We start from the raw sequence: 16204 nt of genomic DNA on the forward strand, positions 1-16204 counted from the left end.
GGGCAAGGGGGGGAGGCTTGTTTCATCAAGATCAAGAGCGGCAGGCGAACTAACGCTCGGCCCTGTAGGAGCGAGCTTGCTCGCGAAAAACGCCAGGACAACGCGGGCGTTCTGGCAGTACGCGTTATCGTTGACGTCCATCGCGAGCAAGCTCGCTCCTACAGGGGGGCTTCAGTGGCCAGAAGTCCCGGCTAAAAACCGGGGGCCCAATGTGAACGATCCTGCTCGCGAAGATGGCGGGACAGTCGACATTGCATTTTCAGCCACACCTCAACACATCGTTTCCACACGCCCGCGTGGGAGTGCTGCCAAGTGCGCTCCGCGTTACGTTTTTGCGAGATGGCGCGGTGTAGGAAAGCGCCAGAAGTTTCCCACGCAGTTTTCAGGTTGCCCGTCGGAAGCGGACTCAATAGCCTCTGACTGTCGCTGAAAACTCAGCGATCGGGTGTGAGAACCCGGCAAGTCATAGTCATCCAGTGCCAGTATCCGCATAATTGCCGCCAGCTTATCCGCTGTCTGTAAATGCGTTATGGCGGCTGTGTGCGGGCAGACTTTTGTCTGGCCGGGTGCCTATGACCGGTTTTCTCACCTCGCACATAGCTGCCACCTCTTTGCCGTGTGAGAACGGCTATGGGTGGCACCCACCGCATAGGAATATTTCAGTGGATAAATTAATCCCCGATCCCCCCAGCACCACCAAACCCTACAGCCCTCACACCATGTTCATGATCGTTCCCGACATGGACACTGAAACCCTTCTTGCCCACGCCTGTGAATCACTGGCTTCAGCCAATGTCCTGGCGAGTGATTTCGCGACCTACCTGAATGGCCCCCAGCGCAACACAGCGCTGGCCATTTCTCAGATTGTCATGTTGGCGGAGCTGGCGGTGAGTCGCGCATTGGATAACCTCGATCCGCAGTAGTTGGCAGGCTAACCGCGTCATCGTTCTTCGCGAGCAAGCCCGCTCCCACACTGGATCGGGTCGTATACAGATCAAATGTGGGAGCGGGCTTGCTCGCGAAGGGGCCCTGTCGAACGCTGAAAAATCCCGGGCAATAAAAAACCCGGCTGAAAAGCCGGGTTTTTTGACTGGCGTCGTGCTTAAGCGGTGAAGGTTTTGCCTTCGAACTGCTCAGCCACGAATTTCCAGTTGACCAGGTTCCAGAACGCTTCGACGTACTTCGGACGCAGGTTGCGGTAGTCGATGTAGTAAGCGTGTTCCCAGACGTCGCAGGTCAGCAGCGGGGTGTCGCCGTTGGTCAGCGGGTTGCCGGCGCCGATGGTGCTGGCCAGGGCCAGGGAACCGTCAGCCTTCTTCACCAGCCAGCCCCAACCGGAACCGAAGGTGCCGATGGAAGTCTTGCTGAACTCTTCCTTGAACTTGTCGAACGAACCGAAAGCTGCGTTGATGGCTTCAGCCAAAGCGCCGGTTGGTTGACCACCGGCGTTTGGCGCCAGGCAGTTCCAGTAGAAAGTGTGGTTCCAGACCTGTGCGGCGTTGTTGAAGATACCGCCCGAGGAAGTCTTGACGATTTCTTCCAGGGTCTTGCCTTCGAACTCGGTGCCTGGCACCAGGTTGTTCAGGTTCACGACGTAGGTGTTGTGGTGCTTGTCGTGGTGGAATTCCAGAGTTTCCTTGGAAATGTGCGGCTGCAGGGCATCGTGTGCGTACGGCAGTGGCGGCAATTCGAAAGCCATGATGATTCTCCTAATCAGGTCAGTTGCGGTGAGCGCAAGGCCGATCACGGGCGGCCAGACAAGCGCCGGGGAGTTTGTACTCTTTGCGGCGCAGGGAGTCGGATCATAGCACCGGGGGGGCGGCATAACCACGCAACAACTGTGTGGAATAGAGGTTCCGCCAATCAGATGGCCGCGATCAATTGCAGCGCTACGGCAAACATCATCACCGCCACCAACAGATCGAGAATTCGCCAGGTACCGGGGCGGGCGAGCCAGGGTGCCAGCCAGGCCGCGCCCAGCGCCAGGGTGAAGAACCACAGCAGCGAGGCACTGGCCGCGCCGACCACATAAGCGCCGGGCTCGGTTTGTTGTGCGCCCAGGGAGCCGATCAGCAAGACGGTGTCCAGGTAGACGTGCGGGTTGAGCAAGGTCACCGCCAGTGCGCTGAGCATGACCGCCCGCAGCGAGCGTACGGTCTGACCCTCGCCCTGCTCAAGGCTCTGTTTCGAAAAGGCCCGGCGCAGTGCCTGGGTGCCATACCACAACAGAAACGCTGCACCGCCCCAGCGGGCGATGGCCAGCAATGTCGGGTTCTGTGCCAATACCGTCGCCAGGCCGAACACCCCGGCCGCCACCAGCAGGGCGTCGCAGGCCACGCAGAGTGCCGCGACCGGCAGGTGATGTTCACGCCGCAGGCTTTGCGCGAGGACAAACGCATTCTGGGTGCCGATCGCCATGATCAAGCCAAAGGCCACCAACAGGCCGTTCATATAACTTTGCCACATGATTTTTTACTCCGCGTTGGCTGCCAGATCCCGCAGCACCTGCAGGGCACGGTCGGCGTCGGCCTGGCCGACAAACAAATGGTCGTGGTAGTAGCCGGCAATCACGTTGCAACTGATGCCGGCCTTGCCCAATGCCGTGGCGAACGCGGCGGTCAGGCCAACCGCTTCGAGTGCCGAATGCACGTTCAGGGTGATCCAGGCGGCGACGTAGTCGAAGCTGAACCCGGCTTTTTCGGCTTGGGAGCGTTCGAGTATCACGGTCAGGCCTTCCTGCTCGCGGAAGCTGCCGACAATCTCCAGGTCTGCAGGCAACTGGCCGTCGCGCAGGGTGCAGAACACGTATTCGCCGGCATTGAGTTGCGGGCTCATGCTGCGCAGCAGCGTTGCCAATGAAGTTTCGCCAGCCATGTGGTGTTCCTTGTTCAAGAGTTCTTGCTGGTCATTGTCCCTGTGAAAGCTGTATAAGAAAAACCAATCTTGCTGATCGCTCATTAGGAAAACTGATGTTCGACTATAAATTGCTTTCTGCCTTGGCCGCCGTGGTCGAACAAGCCGGTTTTGAACGGGCCGCCCAGGTGCTGGGCCTGTCGCAGTCGGCGATATCCCAGCGCATCAAGCTGCTGGAAGCGCGGGTTGGCCAGCCGGTGCTGGTGCGAGCTACACCGCCAACGCCGACGGAAATCGGTCGGCGGTTGCTCAACCACGTGCAGCAGGTGCGCTTGCTTGAACGGGATTTGCAAAGCCTGGTGCCGGCACTGGATGAAGAGGGCCTGCCGGAACGCCTGCGGATCGCCCTGAACGCCGACAGCCTGGCCACCTGGTGGGCGCAGGCGGTGGGGGAGTTTTGCGCGCAACAGCATCTGTTGATGGATCTGGTGGTCGAAGACCAGACCGTCGGCCTCAAGCGCATGCGCGCTGGCGAGGTGGCAGCCTGTGTCTGCGCCAGCGAGCGTCCGGTGGCAGGCGCGCGCAGCGTGCTGCTGGGAGCCATGCGTTACCGTGCGCTGGCCAGCCCGGCCTTTATTGCCCGGCATTTTCCGCAAGGCGTACGCGCCGATCAGTTGGCCCGCACCCCGGCGCTGGTGTTTGGGCCGGACGATTTCCTGCAGCATCGGTATCTTGCGTCCCTCGGCGTCGAGGGTGGTTTCGAACACCATTTATGCCCGTCGTCGGAAGGCTTTATTCGATTGACCGAAGCCGGCCTGGGCTGGGGCCTGGTTCCGGAACTGCAGGTACGCGAGCAACTTGAAAGGGGCGTGTTGCGGGAGTTATTGCCAGATAAGCCGATCGATGTGCCGCTGTACTGGCATCATTGGCGTAATGGCGGTCAGTTGCTGGGGCTGCTCACCGATCAATTGGTCAGCGCATCCAAGCAATGTCTGGTGCCCTGGGAGCAGCCTTAAGCGTCAAGCTGCAAGCTGCAAGCTGCAAGTGAAGCGCTTGCGGTCCGTTTTTAACTTGCAGCTTGCCGCTTGAAGCTCGCGGCTGCATTTGTTGGAGCAATTCATGAAGATTCTGGTTACCGGCGCAAGCGGCTTCATCGGCGGACGCTTTGCGCGTTTTGCCCTGGAGCAGGGCCTGGACGTGCGGGTCAACGGTCGCCGGGCCGAGAGTGTGGAGCATCTGGTACGCCGCGGGGCCGAATTCATCCAGGGCGACTTGAGCGACCCGGAACTGGCGCGCGAACTGTGTTCGGACGTCGAGGCCGTGGTGCATTGCGCCGGTGCCGTCGGTTTATGGGGGCGTTATCAGGATTTCCATCAGGGCAACGTCCAGGTCACCGAGAACGTGGTCGAAGCCTGCCTCAAGCAACGGGTACGCCGACTGGTGCATTTGTCGTCGCCGTCGATCTATTTCGATGGTCGAGACCACCTGGGCCTGACCGAAGAGCAGGTGCCCAAGCGCTTCAAACACCCTTATGCCGCCACCAAGTACCTGGCCGAGCAAAAAGTCTTCGGCGCCCAGGAGTTCGGTCTCGAAACCCTGGCCCTGCGCCCGCGTTTCGTGACCGGGGCCGGCGACATGAGCATCTTCCCGCGCCTGTTGAACATGCAGCGCAAGGGGCGCCTGGCAATCATCGGCAACGGTCTGAACAAAGTGGATTTCACCAGCGTGCAAAACCTCAACGAGGCGTTGCTCAGCAGTTTGCTGGCCAGCGGTTCCGCGCTGGGCAAGGCTTACAACATCAGCAACGGCACGCCGATTCCTTTGTGGGACGTGGTTAATTACGTCATGCGCAAAATGGACGTCCCACAGGTCACCCGTTACCGTTCCTACGGCCTGGGCTACAGCGTGGCGGCGCTCAACGAGGGCGTGTGCAAGGTGTGGCCGGGGCGTCCCGAACCGACGCTGTCGCGCCTGGGCATGCAAGTCATGAACAAAAATTTCACCCTGGACATCAGTCGCGCCCGGCATTATCTGGATTACGATCCCAAGGTCAGCCTCTGGACGGCGCTTGATGAATTCTGTGGCTGGTGGAAGGCGCAGGATATTCGCTGAGGCTCGAACAGCGCGCCATTTCTGAACCGGATACGGGCTTGGGGGTCAATGGTTGCGGCAGTGGGGTTTATACTGCGCGGCATAAAGCCATTATGTGATTCACAAAGGTTGATTCAATGTCCATGCGAAACGATGCCAACGACGACTTCGACGATGTACCGAGCTTGCGTGCAGACGTTCTCGATGACGATTATCCGCCCACTGCTCGCACGGTCGTGCATTCGCGCACGGCGCCGGTGGTGAAGGTCAAGGCGGCGAGTACCGGTCCCCTGTGGGCGTTGGTCGGGGCGTTGTTCTTTGCGTTCGCGGGCCTGGCCTGGTGGAGCTTTCAGCAGATCTCCCTGATGGAACAGCAACTGGTGGCGACCCAGGAAAGTTTCGCGCGAATCAGCGAGGAAGCGGCAGGGCGCCTGCAGGACATTTCCGGAAAGGTCGTGGCCAGCCAGACCAGTGTCACCACCGACAGCGAGGCCTTGAAGCTGCAAATCCGCCAGCTGGAAGGCAAGCTCCAGGATCAGAGCACCCAGCAGCAAGGTGTGGCCGGCCAGGCCTCGGACCTGGACAAGCGGCTGGCGCAAATGACTGCGCAAACTACCGAAGTGGACAAGCGCCTTGCACTGATGACTGCCCAGGGCACCGAACATCAGGCGGTCAATACGCAGTTGCAGGCTGAGGTCAAAGCCTTGAGTGCTGAAGTGGCCGCCCTGAAAAGTGCTCCGTCCGACTCGGAAAAATTCGATGCACAGTTGAAAAGCCTGGGTGCCGATATCGTCGCCCTGAAGAAGCAAGGCAACCCGAGCGCTGCCATCGAGCGTCTCGAGCAAGATATCGTCGTGCTCAAGAGCGTGCAGGACAACCGTCCGGCCGCCGCACCGGGCGCGACCAATACCGCTGAGTTCGATGCCTTCCGCAGCCAGGTCACCCGCAACATCAATACCCTTCAGGCGCAGATCCAGAACCTGCAACAGCAGTTGCGCGCCCGGCAGTAATACGAGCACTTGTGGCGAGGGGGCTTGCTGTGGCGAGGGGGCTTGTCGGAATGCCGCACCACCCCGTTCGGCTGCGCAGCAGTCGTAAATCAGGTACCGGGGTTTATCTGGCAAACCGCGGCGAATGGATTTGGGGCGGCTTCGCCACCCAACGGGGGCAAGCCCCCTCGCCACAAAAGCCCAGCGCACCACAGCATTCCGTTGTTTTCCTGAATATCCATGCCTCCCCCATTGCCGTCTACGCTCTTGAAACACCATCAGGAACGAGGGATGCGCAATGGGGTTTCTGCATAAGTCCGCCTTGCTGTTCGGCATGTTTTTACTGTGCCTGGGCCAGGCACAAGCCGCCGGGACGGAAAAGGATGACAGCAAGGCGGCCATCGCTCTGCTGGAAAAAGCCTTGGCCTACTACCATCAGAACGGCGACAAGGCCTTTGCGGCGTTCAGTCGCCAGGGCGAGTTTGTCGACAAGGACCGTTACGTCTTTGTGCTCGACACCAAGGGCGTGATGCTAGCCAGCGGCGGACCGTCGTCGGCGTTGATTGGCCGGGACGTGTCGCAAGTGCTGGCTCCGGACTTGCAGAAAACCTTCAAGGACGCCCTGAAGGTGCCGGAGGGCAATGGCATTCAGCAGGCGGAGTATCGCTGGCAGAACTGGAGCGACGGCAAGGTCGAGCGCAAGCATGTCTACTACCAGCGCATCGGCCAGAGGATTCTGGCGGTCGGTTATTACCTGCCCCGAGCCTCCGCTGAACAGGCCATGGCCTTGCTGAACAAAGCGGCAACCGATCTGGCCAGGGACGAAAGGGGCACCCTGACGGCGATCAATTCCCTCAAGGGCGGCTACCTGCAGGATGACCTGTATGTGTTTGTCGTCGACCTGGACACCCGGCGTTATGTGGCCCACGGCACCAACCTGCGGCTGATCAATACCGACTTCAGCAAGATCGAAGACCCGGAAGGCAAGCCGGTGGGCGAGCCGATTCTGGCGTTGATGGCCAAACAGGATTACGGCGAATACGAATACCGCTGGAAAAACCCGGTGACCGGCAAGGTCGAGAACAAGCATGCCTACCTGAAGAAGGTCGGGCATTTTCTGGTGGCTGTGGGGTATTACAGCCCTTGATTTTAGGGTTTCAATGAGGACGCCTTCGTCGGAACGCCGCCCGGAGCAAGCCCGCTCCCACATTAGACCGAGTTCTTCATCAGCACGCGGTCAACTGTGGGAGCGGGCTTGCTCGCGAATACAGGCAACTCGGTCTACCTATCGAACCTTGTCCTCGCGCCCGCGCAACAACATGTTCGGCATGGCAATCGCCGCCGCCAGCCCCAGCAACGACACCACCGCACTGACCGTCAGCAAGTGCCGGAACGTCAGCAGCAATTCAGCACGCAAGGCGTTCTGCGCCTCACCCGGTGCGGCGTTCAATCCGTCGAGCAACACATTCCCCGAACTGCCTTCGGCAATCAGCGACGAGCCGGCCAGGTGCGCAAAACTTGAATCCTGCAACAAAGCCAGCAGCAGCGCCGACATCAACGCCACACCCACGGCACCGCCCAGCGAACGGAACAGGTTGGTGGTGCTGGTGGCGACGCCTATGTCTCGCTGGTCCACCGAGTTCTGCGTGCCGACCAACGATGTCGGGAACTGCATGCCTGAGGCAATCCCGCAGAGCAGCATGAACAAGCTGCTCACGACGAACGCCTGCGGTGGGCTGAATGCCATGCCGGTAATCGCGATGGGCATCAGCGAGGCGCCGGTGAGGATCATCGGTTTGTAGCGTCCGGTCACGGAGGTGCGGCGGCCGGCGAAATACGCGCCAATCGGCAAGCCCATGGCCAGCGGCAGCAGGTGCAGGGCCGCGCTGTCGGCCCCGGCGCCGGTGACGCTCTGGAAGCGCAGCGGCATCAATACGATCAGCGAGATGGCCTGGAAACTGGTGAAGAAAATCGTGCACCAGCACAGGATCGCAGGGCGGTTGGCGAACAGATGCATGGGCAGCAACGGCTCCCGTGCCCGCCGCTCGTGCGCCACGAACAGTCCAAGCACCAGTACCGCACAAGCGAGCAGCGCCAGCACTTCGGCACTGCGCCAGGAATGACCCTGACCGACCTGCGTGATGCCCAGCAACAATGCCGTCAGCCCTATGATCATCAACACGGTGCCCAGGTAGTCGATGACCGGTTTGCGTTGCGGAACCGGCAGGCCCACCAGCGTGCGATGGGCCACCAGCCAGGCACCGAGGCCCAGCGGCAGGTTGATCAGGAACACCCAGCGCCAGGACAGGTATTCGGTCATGTAACCGCCGAGCACCGGGCCGGCCACGCTGGCCACCGCGTACATGCTGCTGAAATAACCCTGATAACGACCGCGCTCCCGTGGCGGCACGATGTCACCGATGATCGCCTGGCTCACCGAAATCATTCCGCCGGCCCCGATGCCCTGGAAGATCCGCGCCAGAACCAGTTGCTCCATGCTCTGGGCCATACCGCAGAACACCGACGCCAGGGTGAACAGGCCCATGCCGAACAGCATCAACTTGCGCCGCCCGTACAGGTCGCCCAATTTGCCGTAGATCGGCACCGCCACGGTCATGGCCACCATGTAGCCGGAAATCACCCAGGCCAGCAGGCTGACGTCCTTGAACTGTGCGGAGATGGCCGGCATCGACACGGCGACGATGGTCTGGTCCAGCGCCCCGAGAAAGATCGCCAGCATCAGCGCGATCAGCACGCTGCGGATGGCGGGTTTGGGCGTTTCAGGCTGATGGAGATTGGTCACGGGAAAACCTGCGGGCATTGATTGACCCGCACGAGGCAAGGCGAGCGGGGATGCTCGCCAGTGTAAGTCGATAGCAGGCTATTCGATAGCCTCATAAGGAAGCCCGACGTAGTTTTCCGCAATGGTTTTTCGACCCGCCTCGGAACCGATGAAATAGTCCAGTTCCGACTCGGCAATGCGCTGGCTAAAGGCATCGTGGTCCTCGAAACGGTGCAGCATCGAGGTCATCCACCAGGAAAACCGCTCGGCCTTCCACACCCGGCGCAGGCAGATTTGCGAGTATTTCTCCAGCAGATCAACGCGTTTTTCACGGTAAACCTTGAGCAGGATATTGAACAGCGTACTCACATCGCTGGCTGCCAGGTTCAGGCCCTTGGCGCCGGTGGGCGGAACGATGTGCGCCGCATCGCCGACCAGGAACATCCGCCCGTATTGCATCGGTTCGACCACGAAGCTGCGCAGCGGCGCGATGCTTTTTTCGATGGACGGGCCGGTCACCAGTTTGTCTGCCAACGCTTGTGGCAACCGCGTCTTGAGTTCATCCCAGAAGCGTTGATCCGACCAGTTATCGACATGATCGCTGGTGGGTACTTGAAGGTAGTAACGGGTGCGTGTCGGCGAGCGCATGCTGCACAGGGCAAAACCACGCTCATGGCGGGCGTAGACCAGTTCGTCGTGGACCGGTGGGGTATCGGCCAGGATCCCGAGCCAGCCGAAGGGGTAGATCCGTTCGAAGACTTTCAGGCTCTCGGCAGGAATCGATTGCCGCGCCACGCCATGGAAGCCGTCGCAACCGGCGATATAGTCGCAATCGAGTCGCCAGGTCTCACCATCTTTCTCAAAAGTGACAAAGGCTTCATCGGTTTTCATACCGTGTGGAACGACGTTGGCTGCCTGGTAAATCGTTTGCGCGCCGGCCTCCCGACGGGCGGCCATCAGGTCCCGGGTGACCTCGGTCTGGCCGTAGATCATCACGGTTTTGCCACCCGTGAGGGCGTGCAGATCGATGTGCACCTGGCGCCCGTCGAGGGCCAGTTCGAAGCCGCCATGCACCAGCCCCTCGGCGTCCATGCGCTGACTCACGCCGGCCTGGCGCAACAGCTCTACCATGCCTTGTTCAAGCACGCCGGCGCGGATTCGGTCCAGTACATAGTCTGGGGTCTGACGTTCGAGAATGAGGGTGTCGATACCGGCGTTGTGCAGCAATTGGCCGAGCAACAAGCCTGAAGGGCCGGCACCAATGATGGCGACCTGGGTTTTCAGCGTTTTCATTGTTTTTATGACTCGCAAGCTTCACGCGACCAGGGGCGGTGAATGATTTTTATGGATCGAGTGCTTGCATTTTTCCCTTGCGAGTCTGTCAATTGAAGGTGAAAACTGAGCCGAAAGCTGTACATTCTGCCAATCGGTGCGATTATCGCCCGCCATCAAACTCCGAGGCCTGGATTGAAGTGATGAACAAGCCTGACCTGCCTTCGATTCCGGTGTTCAAGCTCTACGGTGAAAGCCTGGATTGGCCGACCCCGGACTTGCTGCACTGTGAGACCATTTCCAAACGCAGCCGCGAACATCATTGGGAAATCAAACCCCACCGCCACGCTGATTTATGCCAACTGCTCTTCGTATTCAAAGGTCAGGCAGAGCTTGAAATCGAAGGCCAACGTACGCAACTGGTGGAACCGGGGATCCAGATCCTGCCACCGCTGTCGGTTCATGGCTTTCGCTTTTGCGAAGACGTGGAGGGCTTTGTCGTGACCCTGGCCGCGCCGCTGATCGCCCATCTGCAGATGCAGTTGGGACACTCGGTCAATGCCCTGGCCCAGGCCGAAAGTTACCCGGCAGGCAAGGACGCCGAGTACCTCAACAGCCTGTTCAGTGCCCTGCAGAGCGAATACAACAGCCATCAACCGGCGCGGGAAATGCTCATGCATTCGCTGGTCAGCGTAATCGTGGTGTGGGTCAGCCGCCAGGTGATCCAGCGTCGCACCGCCATGGCGCGACCGCAGCGGGCCCGGGAATACCTCAACGGCTTTATTCAACTGGTGGAAGAGACTTATCGCCAGCACGTCAAGGTCGAGGATCTGGCGCACCGGCTGGGGATTTCCGTGTCGCACCTCAACGGCACCTGCCGTGAGCTGGCGGGGCAACCGGCGTTGCAGATCATGCACGAACGGCAATTGCTGGAGGCCAAGCGCTTGCTGACCTACACCAGCATGACCATTTATGAAATGTCCGACGTGTTGGGGTTTTCCGATCCGACCAACTTCACGCGCCTGTTCCGGCGTCGTGTGGGGATTTCGCCCAAGGCCTTCCGTGACCGCTTGAAGGCCGATCAGGACAACGAAGCCTGACCCCCTTCGTTACCGGAGGGCGTTGAGGGTGGCGTTGTGGGGGATGCAGCGCTCGAAGTTGCAGCTCGCGGCTTCACGGGGCTGGTTGCGCAGTTGCTCGACGCGCCAGGCGGCAGCGCCATACAGCCCGAGCGTGACCGCGCAGGTGATGAAGATCGCGAGGTATCTTCTTGTTCTGATGTTCATGGCGTTGACCTCTGAACCAATACCTTTCGGTATTACTTTGAGCATAGGTCAGCGCTGGTGGGTTGCCAGCAATAGCGCGGTATTCAGAATACTGATGCCCCCTGTGGGAGCGGGCTTGCTCGCGAAGGCGGTATTTCATGCACAAAATTTGCGTCGGATGTACCGACCTCTTCGCGAGCAAGCCCGCTCCCACATATTGATCGGGTTACAGGCCCACATCCCACTCCGGTACCTCCGGAAATCTGAGCACCAGAAAGTCCAGCAAGCTGCGCAGCGCCACCGGCATGTGCTTGCGTGAGGCATACACCGCATACACGTTCATTTGCCGGGGTTCGGCCGCCGGCAGCAGGCGAATCAATTCGCCGCTGTGAATGTGCACGCCGGCCTGGTAGGTGGGCAGCATCGCCACCCCGGCGCCGGCGATCGTTGCGCGCAACAGTGTGCTGGCCTCGTTGGCGCTGATGTTGCCCTGCACCGGTACTGAAACCTGCTCGCCGTCCTGCTCGAAATGCCAGAGGCTTTTGCCGAAGTAGGAGTGGGTCAGGCAATTGTGCAGGCTCAGGTCCTCGACCCGTTGCGGCACCGGATGTTCGCGCAAGTAAGCAGGGGAAGCGCAGATCACCGAGCGGCAAACCGTCAGGCGGCGGGCGATCAGGTTCGGATCCAGATCGTTGCTGGTGCGGATCGCCAGGTCGATGCGCTCATCCACCAGGTTCACGGTGCGGTCGAGCATCTGCATGTCGACGCTGACGCCGGGGTAGCGCTTGACGTACGCGGCCATGGCATCGGCCAGTTGCGCCTGACCGAACGAGGTGCTGACACTGATCCGCAGCAGGCCGCGCGGTGCGTCGTCCGGTTCGCTGACGGCGGCTTGCATGTCGCTGGACAAGTCGAGCATCTGCCGGCAGCGGGGCAGGATCTCGTTGCCGGCGGCGGTCAGGCTCAACTTGCGTGTGGTGCGATGCATCAGGCGCGCGCCAACCCAATCTTCCAGTTCCGCCAGATACCGCGACACCACCGGCCGTGACAGCTCCAGGTGATCGGCGGCGGCCGACTGGCTGCCGAGGTCGACCACCGTGACGAACACACGCATTGCTTGAAGACGATCCATGATTTGCCCGCTTTCAGAAACAAACTATGTTCAAGCATCGCATTTTTTGTACCGAGTCAGGCAACTAAGCTCTGTTCCCCTGTAGGAGCGAGCTTGCTCGCGATGAATTCAAATACACCGCGTATCCCCCGATAAATACGCGTCATCGTTTGCGACCATCGCGAGCAAGCTCGCTCCTACAAAAAAGGGCATCCGCCAAGCACGGCATTCGGACAACGGAGCAACAAATGATCGGTTTCACCACCCTCAAGCGCGTTTTACTGGCCAGTGCCGCCCTCGGCTTCGCCGCCCATGCAGCCGCCTCGCCCCTGACGCTGGATGTCTACAACCCTGGCGAAAAAGCCATCTTCCCGGTGACCTCGGTGCTGGTCAGCGGCGAAAAGGAAGCGATTCTGGTGGATGCCCAATTCGGCAAATCCCAGGCCGAGCAGGTGGTGGAAAAAATCCGCGCCAGCGGCAAGCAATTGACCACCATCTACATCAGTCACGGCGACCCGGACTACTACTTCGGCCTCGACACCCTGACGGCCGCGTTCCCCAAGGCCAAGGTCCTCGCCTCGCAGCCGACCGTTGATCACATCAAGCAAACCGTCGAAGGCAAACTGGCTTTCTGGGGGCCGAAAATGGGCGCCGATGTGCCGGCCAAAACCATCGTGCCGGACGTGCTCAAGGGCGACAGCCTGGTCCTTGAAGGACAGAAGTTGCAGGTGCTTGGACTTGAGGGGCCGCAACCGGATCGCAGCTTTGTGTGGATTCCGTCGATCAAGGCGGTCGTCGGTGGTGTTGTGGTGGCGCAAAACATCCACGTGTGGATGGCCGATACGCAAACGCCGCAGTCCCATGCCGATTGGTTGGCTACGCTGCATTCCATTGAAACCCTGAAACCGCAGGTCGTGGTGCCGGGCCATTACCTCGGCGAGAGCGGTCGCTCCCTGGCCGCCGTGCAGTTCACCGCCAATTACATCAAGGCCTTCGACGAAGAAACTGCCAAGGCCAGGGATTCTGCTGAACTGATTGCGGCAATGAAAAAACGCTTCCCGGCACTGGGCGATGAAAGCTCCCTGGAACTGAGCGCCAAAGTCGCCAAGGGCGAGATGAAGTGGTAAGTCGCTAATTGTTCCCACGCAGGTGGGAATAGACTTGTACAAACACCTCGAATGTTCGGGGTGTTTGTGTAGGAAACATAAAATTCAATAGTAGCTCGAAGCTCAGGTCATTTTCCCCGTCGACAATGAAATGTACTTCGTGTTTTTTGTTGTGTGGGCGTTTTTTGAACGTCTTGAGAGTTCGCATAAATGATAAAAGTTCCATGTGTATTGGTGGGGTATATAAATATCTCTGATGTAGTTGGGTTTGAGGTTGTTTTTATTTGAGCGATTTTTAATCGGTGGTGATAAGTCCTACGTAGTTTGGTGTGGGCGGATGATAGTAGGTCGGTTGTTGGGGGGGGTATTATTCTATGGTCATGAGCTCTATTCGTTGCTTTGTGATGCGTATGAATATTAACTCAATCGTGGGGAATATATGGAAATTGATCTGGAGACGGCTGCCAAGGAATTGGAGGTCACGGGGGAACAGGTTCTTTCACAGTTGGAAGGTATTAATAGCATAGTTGATGCTGCCAGATTTGTACCTGTGCAATACTTTGAAAAAAAGGCGGAAAATATTGATGATGAAACATTTATTGTCAAAAAAAATCATGTGGTAATGATTAAGCGTTATGTTCGTGCTGGGCTTTCGTTGCCAGTCAATATCGGTGATATTGAAAATTATCTTGGGTACAAAAACGCAGGGCATCCGCTGCTTGAACCGACAAGCATGCAGCAGTTCTATCAGGAAATTCATTCGCATGCTTTATCTTGGGCAACCTTGGAGCGAGAGACTAAAAACATCGGAAACAGACTGGACTTGTTTGCCAGAAATTTTTTTGAAAGCGGATCGGCGATCATCAATCTCTTGAAGGCATCCGAAACCTACAGGCGCGTGGAAGGCAATATAGATTCACTGAGTGATGATGAAAAAAAACAACTAGCGTCAATTCCACTTAGTAGTACCGAAACAAAGCGTGTTGAAAGCCTCCATAGGGCCCTTAAGTTTGCAAGAAAAGATGTTGCGGAATTTTACCTTGCGGTTGCTGATGTCAATGCTTTGGCTATTGAGTTTTCTCGAAAGATATCGGACGAGTTATTGATCAAGCTTTCACTCAAAATGAACGCTGTCGATGAGGCGAACATCGACAAAAATGAAGGTGTTGATGCACTTCGTAAACAAATAAAAGAGCTTGATGAGACAATTGCTGAAAAGCAAACAGAGTATGACTATCAGGTAGGGTATGCCTTTGCTGGTTTGGTATTCGGTCCACTGGGTCTGATAGTGACAGGCGGTATATTCGGCGCCGAAGCTGAAAAAACCAGAGCGCAGAAAAATGAATTGCTAGAGCAAAAGAATCGATTGGTTGTTCAGATGTCGGCTGCTCGCCTGTCTCAAAGTTTAATAACGCTGACGACAAATTTTTCCGAGATGCATGCATTAATGAAAGATGCTGAAATTGGTATCAAATGCATTGAGGATGTACTCGGTATTGTCTGGAATAGTCTGGGTGTGTCTTTGGAAGGGTTCGAAGACGGCGCGAGTGAGATGGATTTGATTTTGTTGGTGCTGAACCTTCAGGCGATTTTTAATCCGTGGAGAACTATTCAAGGGCATGCTCACGCGCTGTCTACGGTTTTTAATCAGGTTGTTGAGGGTAAGTAAATACTATGGTTCAAGGAGGAACTCTGCTATGAAAGACCATGAAACTATTACAAGTAATCATTATGTGGTGCCCGATACCGGCGCAATGAGACGTGCCAAGGATCGATTGAATATGAGTGTGAGTGACGGCGGATTTGATTTTTTGCCCTCGTCACGTGAGAAATTATTGAGTGTCAGTAGTGAGCTGAATGATGCACATCAGCAGTTGTTTGATGATGTCAAGAAGGTTGCTGCGTTATTGGCCAACTCTGGCTTGGAAGAAACGTTGGCAAGTATTGAGGAACTGAATAGCAATATTGCATTGACTGCCTTGCAGAAAGATGAGCACGTTAGTCGGATGCTGGAGCATGGGGTCGCACGGGTTGCTGAGTCTCAGATCGCATTAGTGGTTGCCAATAAATATTTAGTTCGGGTAACCGAAGATTTTGTTGCGACCCGTTTTGCCGAGTCGACCATTAGTTTACGTCGTACCTTTGATAGTGAAGTGAACGCTATTGAACAGCGCATCGGGGCTGACGAGGGCGACCTGGAGACGTTAAAGAAGGATAAGCAGTTTATCGACGACGCTATCCAGAAATTCAAGGCCCCGGGCTGGCGGGATATTGTCAGTAGTCTGCTGCCAAGTGCAGAAGAAATCGAGGCCGCAATAAAGTTGGTTGCCACCGGGAAACCGGATAAGGAATTCTTGAAGCTAGTATTGAACAAGCTTCAAGGTAACTTTGAAGCGCTCGACCGGGGGCGTCAATTCACCGACCTCGCCCAAGCGCGGGACGCAGTGCGTGAGAGAATGAACGAGCTGAACGCCAGCATCAAGTCGGATCAATTACAAATATGCGAGTTGCAGCGCAAGCTCGGTGCGTTGGATGAACTGGGCGCATTGGATTCGGTACTTTCAAGTTGGTCGGAGCAAGTCGCAAAGGTCGCTGAGGCATACTCGGATTTTCTCCGGGTAAACAACCCCAAATCGATCGCAGATGTGCCGACATTGAAGGGCACTGCCGAGCGTTTTGAAGTATTCTTGAATTACTTGAAGTCCATCAAAAAAAGCTGAGTGGTGATATCAGCA

Annotated in this window: 16 protein-coding genes; 9 read left to right on the top strand and 7 right to left on the bottom strand. The window is 57.6% G+C overall.

Going from position 1 to position 16204, the window contains the following annotated elements:
- Positions 1-662 precede the first annotated feature (662 nt).
- Positions 663-923 carry a DUF6124 family protein gene (locus AC3WN7_RS23335; RefSeq protein ID WP_095965445.1) on the top strand — a complete coding sequence of 87 codons (261 nt, stop codon included), beginning with the start codon at positions 663-665 and terminating at the stop codon, positions 921-923.
- A 179-nt stretch (positions 924-1102) separates the two neighbouring features.
- Here the strand turns inward: AC3WN7_RS23335 and AC3WN7_RS23340 are convergent, their stop codons facing one another.
- The 3 genes from AC3WN7_RS23340 to AC3WN7_RS23350 form a co-directional block, all read right to left on the bottom strand.
- Positions 1103-1699 (bottom strand): superoxide dismutase, encoded by a 597-nt coding sequence (locus AC3WN7_RS23340; protein WP_008022038.1) that lies wholly within the window; start codon positions 1697-1699, stop codon positions 1103-1105.
- A 164-nt stretch (positions 1700-1863) separates the two neighbouring features.
- The gene (locus tag AC3WN7_RS23345; protein ID WP_015096661.1) at positions 1864-2466 is read right to left on the bottom strand and encodes a LysE/ArgO family amino acid transporter; all 603 of its coding nucleotides are present in this window, start codon (positions 2464-2466) and stop codon (positions 1864-1866) included.
- Positions 2467-2472: 6 nt separating this feature from the next.
- Complete coding sequence (locus tag AC3WN7_RS23350) at positions 2473-2874, bottom strand: ACT domain-containing protein (protein WP_095965444.1); 402 nt, start codon at positions 2872-2874, stop codon at positions 2473-2475.
- A 95-nt stretch (positions 2875-2969) separates the two neighbouring features.
- On the opposite strand from AC3WN7_RS23350, the gene AC3WN7_RS23355 reads away from it, so the two are divergent.
- The 4 genes from AC3WN7_RS23355 to AC3WN7_RS23370 all read left to right on the top strand — a co-directional run bounded on the left by AC3WN7_RS23355 (position 2970) and on the right by AC3WN7_RS23370 (position 7080).
- Positions 2970-3869, top strand: a complete 900-nt coding sequence (locus AC3WN7_RS23355; protein WP_102675254.1) for a LysR family transcriptional regulator ArgP — start codon at positions 2970-2972, stop codon at positions 3867-3869.
- 103 nt (positions 3870-3972) lie between these two features.
- Entirely contained in the window at positions 3973-4965 is a 993-nt protein-coding gene (locus AC3WN7_RS23360; protein ID WP_102675253.1) for an NAD-dependent epimerase/dehydratase family protein, read from the top strand.
- Positions 4966-5081: 116 nt separating this feature from the next.
- The gene (locus AC3WN7_RS23365) at positions 5082-5954 is read left to right on the top strand and encodes an ATPase (RefSeq protein ID WP_095965441.1); all 873 of its coding nucleotides are present in this window, start codon (positions 5082-5084) and stop codon (positions 5952-5954) included.
- A gap of 277 nt (positions 5955-6231) precedes the next feature.
- Positions 6232-7080, top strand: coding sequence for a cache domain-containing protein (locus AC3WN7_RS23370; RefSeq protein WP_102675252.1), 849 nt, complete (start codon positions 6232-6234; stop codon positions 7078-7080).
- Between the two features lie 138 nt (positions 7081-7218).
- On the opposite strand, the gene AC3WN7_RS23375 is transcribed toward AC3WN7_RS23370, so the two are convergent.
- Together AC3WN7_RS23375 and pobA are read right to left on the bottom strand one after the other, a co-directional pair.
- Entirely contained in the window at positions 7219-8736 is a 1518-nt protein-coding gene (locus AC3WN7_RS23375; RefSeq protein WP_102675251.1) for an MDR family MFS transporter, read from the bottom strand.
- 78 nt (positions 8737-8814) lie between these two features.
- Positions 8815-9999 carry a 4-hydroxybenzoate 3-monooxygenase gene (pobA, locus tag AC3WN7_RS23380; protein ID WP_173862140.1) on the bottom strand — a complete coding sequence of 395 codons (1185 nt, stop codon included), beginning with the start codon at positions 9997-9999 and terminating at the stop codon, positions 8815-8817.
- 191 nt (positions 10000-10190) lie between these two features.
- On the opposite strand from pobA, the gene AC3WN7_RS23385 reads away from it, so the two are divergent.
- On the top strand, positions 10191-11087 hold the full coding sequence (locus AC3WN7_RS23385; protein WP_095965437.1) for a helix-turn-helix domain-containing protein: 897 nt from the start codon (positions 10191-10193) through the stop codon (positions 11085-11087).
- Between the two features lie 9 nt (positions 11088-11096).
- On the opposite strand, the gene AC3WN7_RS23390 is transcribed toward AC3WN7_RS23385, so the two are convergent.
- Both AC3WN7_RS23390 and AC3WN7_RS23395 read right to left on the bottom strand, forming a co-directional pair.
- Positions 11097-11273: a hypothetical protein gene (locus AC3WN7_RS23390; RefSeq protein WP_172435705.1), complete on the bottom strand. Its 177-nt coding sequence runs from the start codon at positions 11271-11273 to the stop codon at positions 11097-11099.
- Positions 11274-11478: 205 nt separating this feature from the next.
- Complete coding sequence (locus AC3WN7_RS23395; protein ID WP_207258483.1) at positions 11479-12384, bottom strand: LysR family transcriptional regulator; 906 nt, start codon at positions 12382-12384, stop codon at positions 11479-11481.
- A gap of 227 nt (positions 12385-12611) precedes the next feature.
- Between AC3WN7_RS23395 and AC3WN7_RS23400 the strand changes: the two genes are divergently transcribed.
- The 3 genes from AC3WN7_RS23400 to AC3WN7_RS23410 all read left to right on the top strand — a co-directional run bounded on the left by AC3WN7_RS23400 (position 12612) and on the right by AC3WN7_RS23410 (position 16189).
- Entirely contained in the window at positions 12612-13490 is an 879-nt protein-coding gene (locus AC3WN7_RS23400; RefSeq protein WP_102675249.1) for an MBL fold metallo-hydrolase, read from the top strand.
- A gap of 418 nt (positions 13491-13908) precedes the next feature.
- The gene (locus AC3WN7_RS23405; RefSeq protein ID WP_102675248.1) at positions 13909-15138 is read left to right on the top strand and encodes an alpha-xenorhabdolysin family binary toxin subunit A; all 1230 of its coding nucleotides are present in this window, start codon (positions 13909-13911) and stop codon (positions 15136-15138) included.
- Between the two features lie 28 nt (positions 15139-15166).
- Positions 15167-16189, top strand: a complete 1023-nt coding sequence (locus AC3WN7_RS23410; RefSeq protein WP_102675247.1) for an alpha-xenorhabdolysin family binary toxin subunit B — start codon at positions 15167-15169, stop codon at positions 16187-16189.
- Positions 16190-16204 lie beyond the last annotated feature (15 nt).

The organism is Pseudomonas sp. FW305-70 (assembly GCF_058783925.1).